Origin of the sequence: Chryseomicrobium palamuruense, assembly GCF_042649045.1 — a bacterium.
GTDB lineage: Bacteria > Bacillota > Bacilli > Bacillales_A > Planococcaceae > Chryseomicrobium > Chryseomicrobium palamuruense.
The window spans coordinates 54,254-71,941 of record NZ_JBHSEF010000021.1 but is presented as its reverse complement, the minus strand read 5'-3'; the positions used below and the strand labels follow the sequence as shown (position 1 = coordinate 71,941).

The window sequence follows — 17,688 nt, the reverse complement described above, 5'->3', positions numbered from 1 at the left end:
GCAATAGAGGGCTGACCCGACTTTGCTACCGGTATTTCTATTTCATCACATCGTCGACCGTATGGAGTAGTACGCAACCACAAATAAGGCGATGATGGCGACATTCCACATAGTGTAAGCATTTCGGGAAATGGGACGGTCGAGAAACGTCCATTTCCGGATGACGAGCACAAGGCTCGTGGTTAATAAAATGGCGATAATCACGGTCACGACAGGCCCTAAGTCAAATACGGCAGCAGCGAGGATGGCGAGTAGGACCGCTGGGATCAAGATGGCACCGTTCATCACTTTACGAATCGTATACGTCTGCTCATTCATGATAGCACCTCTTTCAATTCTTCTTTCAATTCATTTGCTAAAAATGGTTTGGCGTTTAAGAACTGAAGGAATGCTTTGGTCTCTTCGACGGTTTGCGCGTCCGGATTTTTCCCGGTATAGTACGCACGGATCAAAATGTTTTTCGGTGTGTTCTCAAGATTCACGAATTCAACGAGCTGCGTATCGTATCCGACTAAATCGAGAAGCTGCGCCCGAATCGAATCGGTAGCGAGAGAGGCGAACCGCTCTTTAATCAAACCGTGTTTGTTCATGACATTCAAAGCAGGTGAATCAAGCTGTGTGAACAGCTCATGCTGACAGCACGGGACGCTGAGAATGACTTTGGCCCCCCATTTGACGGCACGACCAAGGGCCATGTCTGTTGCCACGTCACACGCGTGGAGCGTAACGACCATATCGATTTCTTGCGAAGCGTTGTAGTCACTAATATCACCGACTTGGAAAGTGAGTCCAGTGTAATTTAAATCTCGTGCAATCTCTGCACAGTGTTCGATGACTTCTTTTTTCAAATCGAGGCCTGTTAACTGTACCTCGTAGCCTTTCATCTCATGAAGGTAATGGTAAAGAGCAAACGTCAAATACGATTTTCCTGAACCAAAATCAATGATTTTTAGTGGACGGTCTGTCGGCAAATATCCGAGAGCATCTTCTGCAAACTCGATGAAGCGATTGATTTGTTTGAATTTATCTTGCTTTTGACTTTTAATTTTTCCGTCTTTCGTCTGAACCCCAAGTCGCACAAGAAACGGATGAACCTCATCCGGATCTAAAACATAGTTCTTTTTCCGGTTATGCGAAAGGCTTGCCGATTGTTGGTCATTTGGAGACGAAGAGACGCTTACTTTTTTCTTTTTCGTCAATTGAATATGCAACGATTCCCCTGCAAAAACCAGTTGGAATTGACGGTATTCATCGGTAAGAGTCGCTACTTTATGTTCAATATCAGTTAAGGTGATGTTTTCATGTTTCATGGTCTGGCCATACTGGTATTCCATTTGAATATGATAGATTCCTTTTAGTTCTACAGGCTTCCATTTTATTTTCGGAGCGGACTCGGTTTTACTACGGGGTTGGCTGATGACGCCGGAAATGAGTTCCTTTGCTTGCAATCGTTTCGTCAAGTCGTCAATAAGTTGTTGTTGGTCCATCGAACTTCTCCTTTACGCGGATGTCTATTCCTCATCATAGCATATTGAATTTCTCTCAGAAACGAAAGATGTCCGTCAGAATTTTGTGATAATATGGAAGGAACAACAGGACAAAGGGGAGAATTGACATGTTAAATGAACGGACGATTGGGGAAGTCTTACGAGAGACGGCACAAACGTTTCCGGACCAGGAAGCGTATGTCTATCCTGAGCTTGGAATTCGCAAGACCTATAAGGAATTTGATGAAGAAACAGACCGCCTCGCCCGTGCATTCATGGCGCTTGGGATTCAAAGAGGGGAGCATGTGGCCATTTGGTCCGATAATAAACGCGAATGGTTACTGAGCCAGTTTGCGACGGCGAAGATGGGAGCGGTACTTGTCACAGTCAATACGAGTTATCAATTAAAAGAGTTAGATTACTTATTGAAACAATCCGATAGCACCACACTTATTTTGGCAGAAGGGTTCAAGGGTACGTCTTATTTTGATATCGTGAACCGCTTGTGTCCGGATTTAAAGGACCAACAGGCGGGAGAATTATCTTTTCAACATCTCCCACACTTGAAGCGTGTCATTTCAATGGAAAGTTACGACCTTCCAGGCATGATCAGTTGGTCGGAGCTTGAGGCACAATATAAAGAAGTATCAGAAGAAGACTTAGAAGCTCGTTTTCAGTCGTTACATAATGACGACGTAATCAACATGCAATACACGTCGGGAACGACAGGATTCCCTAAAGGTGTGATGTTGTCACACCGCAATATCGTCAACAATGCGCAACTTGTCGGTGATTATATTCATCTCTCCGAAAAAGACAGATTGTGTATTCCTGTGCCATTCTTTCACTGTTTCGGTTGTGTGATGGGGACGTTATCGAGTGTCATCCATGCGACGACGATGGTGATTCTCGAGCAATTTGAGCCGAAAAAAGTACTCAAAGCGGTCCAAGATGAAAAATGTACAGGATTATATGGTGTACCAACTATGTTTATCGCCGAACTGAATGACCCAGACTTCAAAAGCTTTGATTTGTCCACTCTGCGCACGGGCATCATGGCAGGATCCATCTGTCCGATGGAAGTCATGAAAAAAGTGATGAATGACATGGGAGCGAGTGAAATCACGATTGCTTATGGGCAAACGGAATCATCGCCTGTGATTACACAAACAAAGACAGATGATGCGCTTGAAAAGCGTGTCAGCTCCGTCGGAAAAGCCCATCCTGGTGTGGAAGTGAAAATTATTGATCCGGTGACAGGGGAAGAGTCACCAACAGGTGTACCTGGAGAGCTGTGCACACGAGGGTATCTCGTGATGAAAGGGTACTATAAGAACGAAGAAGCGACAAAAAATGCAATCGACCATCATGGGTGGCTGCACACGGGCGACATTGCCGTTATGGACGAGGACGGGTATATCGATATTACAGGGCGTATTAAAGATATGGTGATTCGCGGCGGTGAAAACATCTACCCGAAAGAAATTGAGGAATTTCTTTACCAGCATCCAGGTGTTCAAGACGTACAAGTCGTGGGCATTCCGGACCGGAAATATGGAGAAGAGTTAATGGCATGGATTATTTGTAAAGAAGGCATCACATTGACCGAAGCAGACATTCGTGAATTCGCAAAAGGCAATATTGCACATCATAAAATCCCGCGTTACATTGAGTTTACAGAAGCCTACCCCATGACGGCTTCAGGAAAGATCCAAAAGTACATGTTACGCGAACTTGGCCAACAAAAAGTGACAAACTAAACCAGTTATTTCCCGGGAAATAGTCAATACTCGACAAGGAGGAAATTATGCAACTAGATCATATTGTTCACTATGTAGAACGCACGCCACAAGCCATGACCGAGCACGCTCTCACGCACGGGTTTCATGCAGTTATTGGAGGAAAACATGCCCAGTGGGGAACTGCAAATGCCTTGCATTTCCTTGCTTCCTCATACATTGAGTGGCTCTCACTGGAAGATGAAAAAGTCGCGCGTGAAGCGCAACATCCACTGACTCAACTCCTCTTGCATGACCGTCAGGAGGGACCTGGATTTTTGACCATTTGCCTTCGCCCGGACGATATGGAGGAGTTAGAGACGAAGTTGGCGAGGAAAGGTGTGGAGACCACAGGTGTTTTACACGCATCCCGTCAAACACCAGACGGCCAAACGCTTCGTTGGAAAATGCTCTTTATCAAAGAAGCCATCACGGATGCCTTGCCGCTGCCATTTTTCATTGAATGGAGCCAAACGCAGCAAGAGAAATATGCGGATTTAGGTGCCGCTGGTCAGCTGGCAGCCAATGTTGTCTACCAACAACTCGAAAAAGTGACGCTTCATACGGATCACCCTGAAGAAACTGCGAAATATTGGGGCAAACTATTTGATGTGGAAGTGAACGGGCACGAAATTGTCTTAGAAAACACAATACTTGTCTTTGAAACTTTGCAAAGCGGTAAAAATCGTGTGCATCAGATTGACATAAAAGGTACAGGGGTAGAGAATACTATAGAGATGGAAGGCGCAACGTACCGGCTCCTTCCGTAGGAGGTGTCCCTGAATGGAACAACAAGAAAAAGCCATACTCGTAGGGGTTCATAAACAACTGGACCATCACTTTGAGTACGAAATGGAAGAACTACAAAACCTGGCAGAGGCTATCGGTATTGAAACAGCAGGCATCGTAACACAAAATGTCGAGCGTATTCATGCAGGTACCTATGTAGGGACAGGTAAAGTAGATGAAATCAAAGGATTATTTGAAGCGCTCGACGCAGACCTTGTCATCTTTAACGATGAACTATCGCCTTCTCAAATCCGAAATTTAGAAGCGGCGTTAGAATGTGAAGTAATGGACCGGACGATGCTCATTCTCGCCATTTTCTCTCGCCGTGCGAAAACACGTGAAGCGAAGATGCAAGTTGAACTCGCGCAACATCAATATATGTTGCCACGTCTTGTTGGTCTTCGCGCATCGCTATCTCGTCAAGGAGGAGGCACGGGTGGCGGATTTAAAAACCGCGGGGCCGGGGAAACGAAACTCGAGCTCGATCGTCGAAAAATTGAAGAGCAGATTTCCCGTATCAAGCGTGAACTTGAGACTGTTAAAGGTCAACGAGACACGCAGCGGAAACGTCGGCAAAAACAAGGGCTTCCTGTTGTATCCCTTGTGGGCTACACGAATGCGGGTAAGTCGACTATCATGAATCAGTTAATGCGTGAAACAGGAAGAGAAGAAGACAAGCAGGTTTTTGAAAAAGATATGCTGTTTGCGACGCTCGAAACATCGGTTCGCCAAGTGAAACTCGAAGATCAAAAGGAGTTTTTACTCACAGATACCGTCGGATTTGTTAGTAAACTGCCGACTCACTTGATCAAAGCTTTCCGGTCGACACTGGAAGAAGCGCGTGATGCGGATTTACTATTGCATGTGGTCGATGTATCGAATGAAGAATACCGGTATATGATGGATATTACATCGAAAACGCTTGAGCAAATTGGTGTAGAGGATGTCCCAACTCTTTACGTGTTCAATAAGAGTGACTTAGCAGGGCGAGAGTACCCCACATATAAAGACGATCAGCTCTGGATATCTGCCAAAGAAGGCGTCGGTATTTCAGAGCTCGTTGACCAAATCAAACAACGGATTTTTACAGATTATCAAACCGTCAATTTGGTCATCCCATTTGATCAAGGCGACATCGTCAGTTATTTGAACGCAAACGCGAATGTATTGGAAACCGAGTATGAAGAGACAGGAACACGCCTTAAAGTAGAAGTGTCATCGAAAGATGCTGCACGTCTAGCGCAGTTCCAGTCCTAAAGAAAAAGCCTTTTCCCAACGACCGGGAAAAGGCTTTTGTGTTTATGCTTTTGTAATTCCGAGTTTGGATTCTCGGAATTGACTATGGTGAAGCTTCGCAAACACACCATTCTGAGCGACGAGCTCATCATAGCTGCCTTGCTCTTCAATCCCGTTTTCAGTGACCACAACCACGCGGTCCGCATCACGAATTGTTGCTAGACGGTGCGCAATAATGAGCGTCGTACGATTTTCTGCAAGTTCCGTAAGTGCTTCTTGAATGATTTGTTCAGTTGCTGTATCAAGTGCAGACGTAGCTTCATCCAAAATCAAAATCGGTGGATTTTTCAAGAACATCCGGGCGATCGCCAAACGTTGTTTCTGGCCACCCGAAAGTTTTAATCCGCGTTCTCCGATTTGTGTTTCATATCCCTCAGGCAAGCTAGCAATAAAGTCTTCTAAGTGTGCTTTATGGGCAGCCGCTAGAATGTCTTCGTCAGACGCCTCTAAATCTCCATACGCAATATTTTCTCGAATGGTTCCTGTAAACAAGAACACATCTTGCTGCACAATACCAATTTGGTGACGGAGTGACTGCAGCGTCATGTCTTGAATTGGTATTCCATCAATAGAGATTTCTCCTTGGTCTACATCATAAAAACGTGGAATCAATGAACAAATCGTTGTTTTTCCAGCTCCAGATGGTCCGACAAAAGCAACCGTTTCTCCTGCAGGAATCGATAAATCAATGTTTTTTAACACCGATTTGTGCGAATCATAACGGAACGAAACATTCGTAAATTCGATATCTCCTTTTAGAACAGGTGCCGGTTTTGCATGAGGAGCGTCCTGGACTTCCGGATCTTGTTCCATCAGTTCCATGAACCGTTTGAAACCGGCCATCCCTTTCGGATACAACTCAAGTAGTGCAGTGATCTTGTCGACAGGTTTAATCAGCACGTTGACAAACAAGACAAACGCAACAAAATCTCCGTAAGACATACTTCCATTCAAAGTGTAATAGGAACCAACCACTAGAACAACGAGTGTTACAAAGCGAGTCATCATAAAAATGCTCGAGTGTGTTCCGGCCATGACTTTATAAGCGCGAAGTTTAGCCAAGCGGAATTCTCCATTGTCCTTTTGGAAACGGTCCATCTCAAATTGTTCGTTGGTGAACGACTGTACGACACGTACACCAGACACACTATCTTCGACACGTCCATTGACATCCGCAATCTTCCCATACATCCGTTTCCACGCTTTGTTCATTTGGATATTTCCGTAGGTGGCAACAATAGACAGGAACGGCACCATAACGATAGCAATTACCGCAAGCTCCGGATGAATGTTGAACATAATCAAAAAGGCCCCGATCAATGTCATCACGGCAATAAAGATATCTTCTGGACCGTGGTGAGCGAGTTCTCCAAGGTCGAATAAATCGTTCGTGATTCGGCTCATGATGTGACCAGTTTTTGTATTGTCAAAAAACCGAAACGATTGTTTTTGCACATGATTGAACAGTTCTCTTCGCATATCTGTCTCGATGTTGATTCCGAGTTTATGCCCAAGGTAGTTGACGATAAATTGCATAAACGTACTGAGCATGTACACGAGGAGGAGCAGGATGCTCGTCTGGACAATCAGTGACCAATTTCCGCTTGGAAGAAGGTCGTCGATAAACCACTGAACAGCTAATGGAAAGGCCAGTTCTAAAAGTGCGACAAACACGGCACTTGAAAAATCAATAATAAAAAGCCGTTTATGGGGCTTGTAATAGCTAAAGAATTTACGCAGCATAGGTATTCTCCTTTCATCAATACTATTTAGTATAGCGAAACAAGCAAAAATGTCGATGAAAAATTAAATGAGAATGATTTTCTGGTTTGTTTTGACAGACACCAGGGTTTCTCTCGAAGAACTCCTGGTCAAGAAAATTCGACGCGGGGACGAACGGGAAGAAGAGTCGGGCACATATTGATGGTTATAAAGCGAAAATAAGAGAGGGCAAGCAAAAGCCCGAGTATTTGATTGATAGCCAGCATGGATTATACTACCAAGCGTAGTAAGCAGGCGCCTTATGTTCTCCCGGGAACATAGGCTTTTCGCGTTTTAGAAAAGACGTAAGTAGGGTAAGGATATGAATAGGGGAAAGGGTGGTGAAGCATGTGAAACAGTGGAAGTATATACTGGCAATTCCGACACTGGCATTATTTTTTATCTTTCTCTATTATTACATTCATAAAGATGAACTTTCGACCGATCGTACATTTAACCATCTGTTTGAAGGGAATATTGTTCTCGGGTTCTTCAGTATCTTTGCTGATCCACCTACTATAATCATTGCCTCACTGCTTCTTCTCGTTTATTTATGGGTTCGAAAGAAAAATTACCGGGGAATGTTATTTGTCCTCTTTGCAGTAGGTGGTGGAAACGTAGTAAATCAAATGGTTAAGAATTTGATTGACCGCGAACGGCCGGAACTTGAAAATCAATTGCTCTCCTATAGTTTTCCTTCAGGACACGCGATGACGGGCTTAATTTATTTATTCACAATTGCTTATTTTATGACGGCAGAAAGCTATGACCGAAAACGTAGCATAATCATCTGGGGCACGACTTTAGTGCTTGCTCTGTTAATAGGACTTTCCCGCGTCGCCAACATTCACCACTACGGCTCTGACGTGGTTGCTGGATGGGCTCTTGGATATACATGGTTTGCCCTTATCATGTGGTGGTATGAACATCGGAAACGACAATTTCAAAAACAAAACAAAGCCTTTTCAGGATGAATCTGAAGAGGCTTTTCTAATAGGAGGAAGCGATATGCATTTTCAAATCCCCGAAAAATTGATGGAACTGGGAAAGAAGCGAATAGAAGGACACGCTGTTGAAGGGTTTGTCAGGGGCGGAGGTCCTCTGAAACCGAAACTACTACTAGTAGGAGAAGCACCAGGCGAAAATGAAGCGATACAAAGCAAACCATTTGTTGGACGAGCGGGAGTGGAACTTGATAAATCCCTTGAAAGCATCGGACTTACACGTGAAGACGTATACATGACAAGTCCAGTAAGAAGTCGACCTTATCAATGGAAGAAGAAGAAACTACGAACGGGGGAAGTCATTCAAAAAAAATATAACCGGGCACCGAATAATCAAGAACTTCTTGCGCACGCACCAATCCTTGATTATGAGATTGACCAGCTCGATCCGGTTCTCCTCGTGCCTCTTGGCAATGTTGGGCTTCAACGGCTACTGGGAAGAGGCTACAAAGTATCTGAATGGAATGGCAAGTTGATCACGCATCCGATTCGTCGGTTAACTAATTTAGAAACCGATGAATTTAACTGGACGCAGAAAAGTTATACGATTGTCCCTACTTTCCATCCCGCGGCCGTCTTTTACAATCCAAAGCTTCGTCCGCAAGTAGAAGAAAACTGGAAACAAATTGGATACTTTTTAAAGAAAATGGAGAATTGATTTCACTAGACGAAAAAAGTTGCGCTAAGGAAACATTTCGCATATACTAATAGAAAATACTGAAAAGTAGGATGATAGTATGGATGGAAATGTTCTCTTTGCCCTTGGATTAACAGTGTTTGCTGGGCTTGCGACAGGGATTGGTAGTCTGCTCGCTTTCTTCACTTCACGAACAAATAAAAAATTCCTATCTGTCGCTCTTGGATTTTCAGCAGGCGTCATGATTTTTGTGGCCCTTGTAGAAATTTTCTTTAAAGCAAAAGATGCCCTTGTTGCTGAACTCGGTACTACGAACGGGTACTGGATGACACTTGTCGGCTTTTTTGGAGGGATGGTCTTCATTGGTCTGATTGACCGCTTACTGCCGTCTCTCGGAAACCCACACGAAGTGAAATCTGTTGAAGCGATGGATATTCAACCTACATCGCATGAACACGCCCGACTGATGAAAATGGGTATGTTTACGGCGCTTGCCATCGGAATTCATAATTTTCCTGAAGGTATCGCAACGTTTATGTCTGCGATGTCAGATCCAAACTTGGGAATTGCCATCGCTATTGCAGTGGCCATTCATAATATTCCGGAGGGAATTGCGGTCGCTGTACCTATTTACTATGCAACGGGTAGCCGAAAACGTGCCTTTAAATTGTCATTTTTATCAGGTCTTGCCGAACCAGTTGGCGCGATTGTTGCTTTTTTAATTTTGATGCCTTTTTTATCCGATATGATGTTCGGTATCGTCTTCGCAGGAGTTGCGGGAATCATGGTCTTCATCTCACTCGATGAATTATTACCAGCAGCAAAGGAATTCGATGAAACCCATTCCTCCATTTATGGTGTGGTAGCTGGCATGATGGTCATGGCGGCGAGCCTTGTGTTATTTAGCGTATAACTAGAAAAGCAACTTTTTCCGACTGCCGGAGAAAGTTGCTTTTTTATGGACTACTTCGCTATCTGTTTTGTTTCTAGACCTGCACCCCAAGTCGTCACAATAGAGAGAGAAAGGTGTGGATAAAGCGACGACAATTGTTCAATAGGAAATTCTGCAGGCACGAGTGACAGAAGAGTTGGACCAGCTCCACTGATGGAGGTGCCAAATGCTCCGAGCCTCTTCACGTCGCGACGAAATGCTTCCGCATGCTCAATGAGTGAAAAACGATAGGGTTCATGAAAATTGTCTTGCTCCATATAGAAACCTACTTTTTCCGCATCACCAATTGAGAGTGCAGCGACCAGCATATTGGCTACTGCACTGCTTTTTACTGCCGTATCTCTTTGATACGTATCGGGTAACACTCCACGAGCTACGGATGTCTTTAGCTCGTTGTTTGGAATCGCTACTAACCAATAAAAGTCAGCCGCATGAAGTTTCATTACTTCTGTTCGTGAGCCTAAATCAATCGCTACGACCACTTCTCCGTAAACGGCAGCTGCGACATTATCCGGGTGTCCCTCAAGTTCAGAGGCTAAATGGACGATTTCTTCACAAGAAAGCTTTAGATTCGCCATTTCGTTTGCTAGTTGAATGCCTCCGACAATCGCAGCAGCACTGCTACCTAGGCCGCGGGCTAGTGGGATTTCGCTCGACAACTCTACGTCACAGGGAGGCAATGACTGACCATACTTTTCTGCAGTCCATAGCGCCGTACGAACGAGTAAATGATCTTGTGGCTGTAGACCGACCGGTAGATGCTCGGTTTGATTCGTTATTTTCCACTTTTCCGAAGGACTCGCGTGGACAGTTAAGAAAAAAGGAAGGGCTAAGCCGAGACAATCAAAGCCGGGACCTAAATTCGCTGAACTGGCAGGCACACGAATTTCGACTGTCATGATTGCAACACCTCAGCCAAATAGTTCTCAAGAGCAGGTGCAGATGACTCCAGTTGATATGGTTTGATTTCTTTACATTCTATTGCCGTCTGTGGATCTTTTAATCCGTTCCCGGTTAACACGGCGACCACCGTGGATCCTTTTGCGACTTCACCAGATTTTACAGCTCGTAATATGCCTGCCACTGATGCACTCGATGCAGGTTCTACAAATACGCCTTCACGACTCGCGAGAAGTTGATATGCCGCAAGCATTTCCTCATCTGTTACCGATTGGATCACTCCGTGTGAGTCATCACGTGCAGCTTCCGCTTGCTTCCAAGATGCAGGGTTCCCAATGCGAATGGCCGTTGCAACCGTTTCTGGTTCTTCAATTGGATGCCCTTTGACAATCGCAGCGGCACCTTCTGCTTCAAAGCCGAACATTTTTGGAAGTCCCGTGCCTTTCGCTGCATGATATTCTTTGAATCCCTTCCAGTACGCTGTGATATTCCCCGCATTTCCAACAGGAATCGCAAGGATGTCAGGTGCTTTACCAAGAGCGTCACAAATCTCAAAGCTTGCTGTTTTTTGCCCCTCGATACGATATGGATTTACAGAGTTTACTAGAGTGATAGGGGAGGTTTCACTAATTGCACGTACCATTTCAAGAGCCTGATCAAAGTTCCCTTTGATTTGAATGACCTCTGCTCCGTACATATAAGCTTGTGCAAGCTTTCCAGCAGCGACTTTTCCTTCCGGGATGACAATGACCGCTTTCATGCCTGCACGCGCTGCATAGGCAGCAGCGGCTGCTGACGTGTTTCCTGTTGATGCACAGATGACAGCCGAACTTCCTTCTTCTTTTGCTTTCGCAACAGCCATCACCATTCCACGGTCTTTAAACGAACCTGTTGGATTGGCGCCTTCTAATTTTAAATAAAGCTGAATGCCAAGTTCAGCAGAAACGTTTTCTGCGTAGAGAAGCGGGGTATTGCCTTCTAATAGTGATAATTTCGGTGTATGTGGGGTTACCGGTAGAAATTGTTGATATTCATTTAACAGTCCAGTCCATGTCATGTTGAGTTCCGCCTCTCTGTTCTCTTTAAAAAAACAAATGTCTTTCAATAAAGGACATTTTACAGTAGAAGTTCCTCAATTTCAATAGTAATTTGTATTGTCTATTCGAATAAAAAGACATATAATCATATAGTACTGACAACTGTAAAGACAGGAGTAATGATATGAACAAACAAAGAGGAAATCCACCTATCTCGAGAAACAAGCTTTTAGCTATTGCGGGACTTGGCTGGATGTTCGATGCCATGGATGTTGGCATACTGTCCTTTATCATCGCAGCTCTTGCGATTGAGTGGAGTTTATCACCAGAACAAATGGGCTGGATCGGAAGTGTTAACTCGATTGGAATGGCTGTCGGAGCTGTGTTCTTCGGATTGGTTGCAGATAAAATTGGACGCAAAAATGTCTTCATGATTACCTTATTATTGTTTACACTCGCGTCCGGTGCATCCGCACTAGCTGGCGGGCTTGCTGTGTTCTTAATCCTTCGCTTCTTTGTTGGAATGGGACTTGGGGGAGAATTGCCGGTAGCATCGACACTTGTTGCTGAATCGGTACCTGCAGAAGAACGTGGAAGAGTAGTCGTATTACTCGAGAGCTTTTGGGCGATAGGTTGGATTTTAGCAGCCCTAATTGCATACTTTGTGATTCCGGACTATGGATGGCGCTGGGCCCTTGCCTTAACGGCGTTACCTGCATTTTACGCCATTTATTTGCGCATTAAACTTCCTGATTCTCCGCGCTATGAAAAAGTGGAGAAAGTGAAACGGACCGTCTGGCAAAATGTCCGGGACTTGTGGAAGCCAGAATATCGTCGCCGCACATTCATGTTGTGGATCCTATGGTTCACTGTCGTGTTCTCTTATTACGGGATGTTTTTATGGTTGCCAAGTGTTATGGTCATCAAAGGATTTAGTTTGATTAAGACGTTTGAATACGTGCTAATTATGACACTTGCTCAACTTCCAGGATACTTTACCGCGGCTTGGTTGATTGAACGCGTCGGCCGGAAGTTTGTTCTGATTACGTATTTACTTGGGACCGCAGCAAGTGCAGGTGTGTTTGGTATGTCTGAAACACTTACGATGCTGATGGTTTCAGGGATGTTGTTGTCGTTCTTTAACTTAGGGGCCTGGGGTGCTCTTTACGCCTATTCACCTGAACAATACCCAACTGTCATCCGAGCTACAGGTTCAGGAATGGCGGCAGGTGTCGGCCGAATCGGAGGTATATTAGGACCGTTACTTGTCGGTTCGATGGTTGCGGCTAATTATGGTATCGGTAGTATCTTTGGTATTTTCTGCGTGGCCATCATCGTAGGTGTCGCAGCTGTGGCCTTCTTTGGAACAGAAACCAAACAAACGGAATTACAAGATACGATGTGAAATGGAAATCACCACGCGAGTGGTGGTTTCTTTTTTTCTGTCGAAAAATCCAGTACACTACTATTATATAGATCTTCTAAAGGACGTGACCCCATGACAACTGAATTAACAAAACAACAAGTCATTGAACGGATTCCTGCACAAGCAGACATCGTATTACCTCTCACGAACGGCGAACCAAATCTTCTACTCGACTATCTAGAAGAAGCGCAGGAACAGTTACAGGAAGTTCGTGTTCACCAGCTTCTTGCATTAAAGAACCGTTCGTATATGGCGAATGAAGCGTCCACCCATTTGAAACTTATCAGCTACTTTTTAAGCGGAGCGAACCGGAAAGAGTTTCATCAAGGGGCAACGGACCTCATGCCAAATAATTTTCATGAAGTCCCGAAAATTATTCGCAAAGTGAGCCGCAACATGGTGGTGTTTGCCGTTGTATCTCCTATGGATGAACATGGCTATTTTTCACTGGGCACTCAAGCAGACATCGTCAGTGAGTTTATTGGTAAAGTACCATTTATCGTCGAAGTGAATGAACATATGCCGCGTACCTTTGGTCAAAATCAGATTCACAAGAATCAAATTGAAGGATATGTGGTCAATCATCAATCGCTCGTGAGTGAAGAACCTGCACCTGTTTCAGAGTTGGATATGAAAATTGCTTCATATGTAGCGGAACGCATTCAAGATGGTGATACCTTACAGATTGGGATTGGGGGAATCCCGAATGCGGTGGTTAGCCAGTTGAAGACGCACCGTCATTTAGGTATTCACACGGAGATGTTCGTCGACGGCATTATCGATTTAGTCGAGGCAGGAGCCATCGATGGCTCTCAAAAGTTTACAAACCAAGGTAAAATGATTGCCACGTTTGCCCATGGCTCAAAACGTCTCTATGACTTCATTCATGGCAATCCCGCTCTTCAGTTCCTGCCTGTAAGTATGGTCAACGATCCACGGGAAATCGGCAAAGAAGAGAATATGATTTCCATCAATGCGACAACGGAAGTTGACCTTTACGGACAATGTGCAAGTGAGACGGTGGCTGGACGGTATTACTCCTCTACAGGTGGACAAGCGGATTTTGCACGAGGGGTGCGCTTTTCGAAAAACGGAAAAGGCTTTATTACGATGACATCTACCGTAAAGAACGGGGAAATGTCCCGAATTAAATTAGCCCTGACTCCTGGTTCAATTGTGACGACGAATAAAAATGATGTCGATCATATCGTAACGGAATACGGGGTAGCAGAGATGTTTGGGCGACCGATTTCTGAACGGGCAGAGCAACTGATATCGATTGCCCATCCGAATTTTCGAGATGAGCTGCGGTTTGAAGCGAAGAAAATGGGGCTGCTTGTTTGATGAATATCTTGTCACCAAGTTTTTATCAACAGCCTACACTGGAACTCGCGAAAAACTTACTAGGAAAGCTACTTGTCCACGAAATGGCAGATGGCCCTGTATCAGGCTACATCGTAGAGACAGAAGCGTACATGGGTGCACTAGACCAGGCCGCGCATAGTTTTGGTGGCCGGAAAACAAAGCGCACAGAGATTATGTTTCGCGAACCGGGACATATCTATACGTATCAAATGCATACGCATACGCTCCTTAATGTCGTAGCAGAAGATGTGAATGAACCCCATGCCATTCTGATCCGAGCGGTAGAACCCGTTGAAGGGTTAGAACAGATGCGAGAAAGACGAAATGATTTACCGATGAAACAGTGGACGAACGGACCAGGGAAGCTGACAAAAGCGATGGGTATTACCATGGAACATTACGGGGCATTGTGGTATGAACCGCCCCTCTATATAGCGGAAGGAAAACCAGTTACGGATATCTCTGCAGGACCTCGCATCGGAATTGACAATGCAGGAGAAGCCGTCTATTATCCTTATCGCTTTTGGGAATCTGGGAACCCTTATGTATCCAAATACCGAGCACCAAAAAAATCCGGACAATAAGTTGTCCGGATTTTTTACGTATCGATCATCTTGCCCATATAAAATTCATCTACATAGTGGTCATGGATGCGCAATGCATTTTTTCGTGTCCCTTCCATTTCAAAACCTAGTTTGTTGTAAAGCTTCTGGGCAATCATATTTTCTTTGATGACGGTGAGTTCCAATTTCTCGATACCCACTTCTTTTGCCCAGTTTTCCCCGTGATACATCAAAGTCGAAGCAATACCTTTATTAGAAAATGCTTGCTTGACGCCAATGACGACAGACGCACGGTGAGACGCGCGTGGAGAAGGACCGCCGATAATGACCAGATACCCTGCGTATTCGCCGTTCATAATCGCTAAAAATAGATTGGAGTTACGAGATTGTTTCCATTCTTCTAACCGTTTTCGAATGCCCTGGACGGATTGCTTCTTTTCCGATTTTCCATATAGCATGAAATCAGTTTCGGAATAGATGGCTTCTTGCAGTTGAATGAACGCTCGCGCATCTTCCGTTTCCGCTTCTCGAATGATGAGAATATCCTGCTTTTCTTGCTTCGATGAGGTGTCATGCTCATGAATGGAATTGCGGAAAATAATATAATTCCCGAGATCAATTTCACTCACGCTGAAGCCGTTGTCCACCCAGGCAAAATAATGAAGGGCAGGGGGTTTGGTCTTCTTCCACCAGCTTTGGCTTAAATAAGCCGTGTTTGGTAGAGGTTGTCCAAGAATTGCCTCCATTTGTTCAAATGAAAGTGTCACTTCCCGTTGGTTAGTGACTTTAAAATATTCAAAAAGCGGTATGTATTTTGCTTCTGTCGTTTTTGCCATCATCTCACCCTTTGTTCAGCTAAAATAATATTCTAAGTATACCACTAAAATCATTTCAACAAGGGTTCGGATGGCCCCCTTTTTGAAGCTACTAAAAATATGCTAAACTAAAGAAGCAAAAATTAGAAGGAGGCCTATTTCCATGGCAAAAACATTGGTATTCGGACACAAAAATCCAGACACGGACTCGATTACATCGGCCATTGTCTATGCGTATTTAAAAAATCAAACTGGACATGGTGCAGAAGCTGTGCGACTTGGTGACGTGACAGAAGAAACCGCGTATGCTCTTGAACAGTTCAATGTAGAAGCACCACGTGAAATTTCATCGGTTGCCGGAGAAACTCAGACGGTCATCTTAGTGGACCACAACGAGCGTCAACAAAGTGCAGACGGAATTGAAGACGTTCAAATACTTGAAGTAATCGACCATCACCGAATTGCAAACTTTGAGACGGAAGCGCCACTTTACTACCGTGCCGAACCAGTCGGATGTACGGCAACGATTCTTTTAAAGCTTTTCAAAGAAAAGCAAGTGGATATCCCGAAAAACATGGCTGGCCTGATGTTATCTGCCATCATCTCGGATTCTCTTTTGTTCAAATCGCCAACTTGCACAGATGAAGACCGTCAAGCTGCGAAAGAACTAGAAGCGATCGCAGGAGTGAATGCAGAGGAATATGGTCTTGCGCTGCTTAAAGCGGGTGCAGATGTTTCTCAAAAATCGATAGATGATCTACTCACGTTGGATGCCAAAGAATTTGGAATGGGTGACTATAAAGTAGAAATCGCTCAAGTCAATGTGGTAGATCCAGCAGACGTACTGAATCGTCAACGAGAGTTAGAAGAAGCCATCTACGAACGCATCTCTGAAAAAGAACTCGACCTCTACTTCTTTGTTGTGACAGACATCATTAACAATGATTCGGTTGCTCTTTCCCTCGGGAAAATGGCAAACAAAGCGGAAGAAGCGTTCCAAGTAACATTTACGAACCACACAGCTGTATTAAAAGGTGTAGTTTCACGTAAAAAGCAAGTTGTACCAGCACTTACAGATGCATTAACAGCAGAAGCTTAATTCATTGCTTTTTGAAGAAGGACAAATTATGCTGACTAAAGAGGTGATGGTATGGAAATCGCAATTTGGTCAGATTATGTTTGTCCTTTTTGTTATATTGGAAAACGACGTTTAGAACAAGCTCTAGAAGACACGGGTTATGCGTCACAAGCAAAACTTCAGTTAAAAGCGTATCAGTTAGACGCTTCTACTCCGGAAGTAGTAACGGAGAGTGTGTATGAGTCGTTGGCCCGTAAATACGGAACGTCGATCGAGCAGGCTCGTAGCATGACGGCGAATGTGACAGAACAAGCGAAAACAGTAGGTTTAGAATATAATTTTGACGATATGAAAGGGGCAAACACTGCCCGTGCACATCGTCTAGTAAAATATGCGGATACAGAAGGTAAGGGGTATGACCTTGGTGAAAAACTACTGAAGGCACACTTCCTTGATGGACAGAACGTCAATGACCCTTCTCTTCTTGCCCAGCTTGCTAGTGAAGTTGGCTTGGAACAAAAGAAAGCACGTGAAGTAGTAGAGTCCAATCAGTTCTTCCCGGAAATTCAAATTGATCAGACGGAAGCTGCACAGATTGGAATCCAAGGCGTGCCATTCTTTGTTCTTAACAATAAATATGCAATTTCAGGGGCGCAGCCAATCGAAGTCTTTAAAGAAGCGATCGAGAAAGTTGCACAAGAAGAAGGACTAAAGCCGACACCGAAACTTCAATTTGTTGGGGAGCCTGGCGCTGTTTGTAAAGATGACTCATGTGAAATTTGATGAAAAACCTGCCAACC

Annotated in this window: 17 protein-coding genes; 11 read left to right on the top strand and 6 right to left on the bottom strand. The window is 44.4% G+C overall.

Annotated features, from left to right (window positions below; all coding sequences use genetic code 11):
• Positions 1–45 precede the first annotated feature (45 nt).
• Both ACFO0S_RS07585 and ACFO0S_RS07580 read right to left on the bottom strand, forming a co-directional pair.
• Positions 46–318: a hypothetical protein gene (locus ACFO0S_RS07585; protein ID WP_378141187.1), complete on the bottom strand. Its 273-nt coding sequence runs from the start codon at positions 316–318 to the stop codon at positions 46–48.
• Complete coding sequence (locus ACFO0S_RS07580) at positions 315–1,487, bottom strand: class I SAM-dependent methyltransferase (protein WP_378141185.1); 1,173 nt, start codon at positions 1,485–1,487, stop codon at positions 315–317. Before ACFO0S_RS07580 ends, ACFO0S_RS07585 begins: the two co-directional genes overlap by 4 nt.
• A 128-nt stretch (positions 1,488–1,615) precedes the next feature.
• Here ACFO0S_RS07580 and ACFO0S_RS07575 point away from each other — a divergent pair, with 128 nt between their 5' ends.
• Genes ACFO0S_RS07575 through hflX form a run of 3 tightly spaced genes read left to right on the top strand, consistent with a single transcriptional unit; the run spans position 1,616 to position 5,311 of the window.
• A complete protein-coding gene (locus tag ACFO0S_RS07575) occupies positions 1,616–3,247 on the top strand; it encodes an AMP-binding protein (protein ID WP_378141183.1) in 1,632 nt (543 codons plus the stop codon).
• Between the two features lie 47 nt (positions 3,248–3,294).
• Positions 3,295–4,035 (top strand): VOC family protein, encoded by a 741-nt coding sequence (locus ACFO0S_RS07570; RefSeq protein ID WP_378141181.1) that lies wholly within the window; start codon positions 3,295–3,297, stop codon positions 4,033–4,035.
• A 13-nt stretch (positions 4,036–4,048) separates the two neighbouring features.
• Positions 4,049–5,311, top strand: coding sequence for a GTPase HflX (gene hflX / locus ACFO0S_RS07565; protein ID WP_378141179.1), 1,263 nt, complete (start codon positions 4,049–4,051; stop codon positions 5,309–5,311).
• Between the two features lie 42 nt (positions 5,312–5,353).
• On the opposite strand, the gene ACFO0S_RS07560 is transcribed toward hflX, so the two are convergent.
• Entirely contained in the window at positions 5,354–7,093 is a 1,740-nt protein-coding gene (locus ACFO0S_RS07560) for an ABC transporter ATP-binding protein (RefSeq protein ID WP_378141177.1), read from the bottom strand.
• Between the two features lie 359 nt (positions 7,094–7,452).
• On the opposite strand from ACFO0S_RS07560, the gene ACFO0S_RS07555 reads away from it, so the two are divergent.
• The 3 genes from ACFO0S_RS07555 to zupT all read left to right on the top strand — a co-directional run bounded on the left by ACFO0S_RS07555 (position 7,453) and on the right by zupT (position 9,665).
• A complete protein-coding gene (locus ACFO0S_RS07555) occupies positions 7,453–8,085 on the top strand; it encodes a phosphatase PAP2 family protein (RefSeq protein ID WP_378141175.1) in 633 nt (210 codons plus the stop codon).
• Positions 8,086–8,119: 34 nt separating this feature from the next.
• Positions 8,120–8,773 carry a uracil-DNA glycosylase gene (locus tag ACFO0S_RS07550; RefSeq protein WP_378141173.1) on the top strand — a complete coding sequence of 218 codons (654 nt, stop codon included), beginning with the start codon at positions 8,120–8,122 and terminating at the stop codon, positions 8,771–8,773.
• 79 nt (positions 8,774–8,852) lie between these two features.
• A complete protein-coding gene (gene zupT / locus ACFO0S_RS07545) occupies positions 8,853–9,665 on the top strand; it encodes a zinc transporter ZupT (RefSeq protein ID WP_378141171.1) in 813 nt (270 codons plus the stop codon).
• Positions 9,666–9,715: 50 nt separating this feature from the next.
• On the opposite strand, the gene thrB is transcribed toward zupT, so the two are convergent.
• Both thrB and thrC read right to left on the bottom strand, forming a co-directional pair.
• A complete protein-coding gene (gene thrB / locus ACFO0S_RS07540; protein ID WP_378141170.1) occupies positions 9,716–10,603 on the bottom strand; it encodes a homoserine kinase in 888 nt (295 codons plus the stop codon).
• On the bottom strand, positions 10,600–11,661 hold the full coding sequence (gene thrC / locus ACFO0S_RS07535) for a threonine synthase (protein ID WP_378141169.1): 1,062 nt from the start codon (positions 11,659–11,661) through the stop codon (positions 10,600–10,602). The genes thrB and thrC overlap by 4 nt, the downstream gene beginning before the upstream one ends.
• A 164-nt stretch (positions 11,662–11,825) precedes the next feature.
• Here thrC and ACFO0S_RS07530 point away from each other — a divergent pair, with 164 nt between their 5' ends.
• From ACFO0S_RS07530 to ACFO0S_RS07520, 3 genes are all read left to right on the top strand, one after another.
• Entirely contained in the window at positions 11,826–13,046 is a 1,221-nt protein-coding gene (locus ACFO0S_RS07530; protein ID WP_378141167.1) for an MFS transporter, read from the top strand.
• Between the two features lie 93 nt (positions 13,047–13,139).
• The gene (locus ACFO0S_RS07525) at positions 13,140–14,411 is read left to right on the top strand and encodes an acetyl-CoA hydrolase/transferase family protein (RefSeq protein WP_378141166.1); all 1,272 of its coding nucleotides are present in this window, start codon (positions 13,140–13,142) and stop codon (positions 14,409–14,411) included.
• The gene (locus tag ACFO0S_RS07520) at positions 14,411–15,016 is read left to right on the top strand and encodes a DNA-3-methyladenine glycosylase (RefSeq protein ID WP_378141372.1); all 606 of its coding nucleotides are present in this window, start codon (positions 14,411–14,413) and stop codon (positions 15,014–15,016) included. Before ACFO0S_RS07525 ends, ACFO0S_RS07520 begins: the two co-directional genes overlap by 1 nt.
• Positions 15,017–15,030: 14 nt before the next feature.
• On the opposite strand, the gene ACFO0S_RS07515 is transcribed toward ACFO0S_RS07520, so the two are convergent.
• Positions 15,031–15,831, bottom strand: a complete 801-nt coding sequence (locus ACFO0S_RS07515; RefSeq protein ID WP_378141165.1) for a GNAT family N-acetyltransferase — start codon at positions 15,829–15,831, stop codon at positions 15,031–15,033.
• Positions 15,832–15,973: 142 nt separating this feature from the next.
• On the opposite strand from ACFO0S_RS07515, the gene ACFO0S_RS07510 reads away from it, so the two are divergent.
• Positions 15,974–16,909 (top strand): manganese-dependent inorganic pyrophosphatase, encoded by a 936-nt coding sequence (locus ACFO0S_RS07510; RefSeq protein ID WP_378141163.1) that lies wholly within the window; start codon positions 15,974–15,976, stop codon positions 16,907–16,909.
• 51 nt (positions 16,910–16,960) lie between these two features.
• Positions 16,961–17,671: a DsbA family oxidoreductase gene (locus tag ACFO0S_RS07505; RefSeq protein WP_378141162.1), complete on the top strand. Its 711-nt coding sequence runs from the start codon at positions 16,961–16,963 to the stop codon at positions 17,669–17,671.
• Positions 17,672–17,688 lie beyond the last annotated feature (17 nt).

Coding starts and splice junctions, on each gene's coding strand:
- ACFO0S_RS07585 (WP_378141187.1), bottom strand. CDS start 318: ATGAATGAGCAGACGTATACGATTCGTAAAGTGATGAACGGTGCCATC.
- ACFO0S_RS07580 (WP_378141185.1), bottom strand. CDS start 1,487: ATGGACCAACAACAACTTATTGACGACTTGACGAAACGATTGCAAGCA.
- ACFO0S_RS07575 (WP_378141183.1), top strand. CDS start 1,616: ATGTTAAATGAACGGACGATTGGGGAAGTCTTACGAGAGACGGCACAA.
- ACFO0S_RS07570 (WP_378141181.1), top strand. CDS start 3,295: ATGCAACTAGATCATATTGTTCACTATGTAGAACGCACGCCACAAGCC.
- hflX (WP_378141179.1), top strand. CDS start 4,049: ATGGAACAACAAGAAAAAGCCATACTCGTAGGGGTTCATAAACAACTG.
- ACFO0S_RS07560 (WP_378141177.1), bottom strand. CDS start 7,093: ATGCTGCGTAAATTCTTTAGCTATTACAAGCCCCATAAACGGCTTTTT.
- ACFO0S_RS07550 (WP_378141173.1), top strand. CDS start 8,120: ATGCATTTTCAAATCCCCGAAAAATTGATGGAACTGGGAAAGAAGCGA.
- zupT (WP_378141171.1), top strand. CDS start 8,853: ATGGATGGAAATGTTCTCTTTGCCCTTGGATTAACAGTGTTTGCTGGG.
- thrB (WP_378141170.1), bottom strand. CDS start 10,603: ATGACAGTCGAAATTCGTGTGCCTGCCAGTTCAGCGAATTTAGGTCCC.
- thrC (WP_378141169.1), bottom strand. CDS start 11,661: ATGACATGGACTGGACTGTTAAATGAATATCAACAATTTCTACCGGTA.
- ACFO0S_RS07530 (WP_378141167.1), top strand. CDS start 11,826: ATGAACAAACAAAGAGGAAATCCACCTATCTCGAGAAACAAGCTTTTA.
- ACFO0S_RS07525 (WP_378141166.1), top strand. CDS start 13,140: ATGACAACTGAATTAACAAAACAACAAGTCATTGAACGGATTCCTGCA.
- ACFO0S_RS07520 (WP_378141372.1), top strand. CDS start 14,411: ATGAATATCTTGTCACCAAGTTTTTATCAACAGCCTACACTGGAACTC.
- ACFO0S_RS07515 (WP_378141165.1), bottom strand. CDS start 15,831: ATGGCAAAAACGACAGAAGCAAAATACATACCGCTTTTTGAATATTTT.
- ACFO0S_RS07510 (WP_378141163.1), top strand. CDS start 15,974: ATGGCAAAAACATTGGTATTCGGACACAAAAATCCAGACACGGACTCG.
- ACFO0S_RS07505 (WP_378141162.1), top strand. CDS start 16,961: ATGGAAATCGCAATTTGGTCAGATTATGTTTGTCCTTTTTGTTATATT.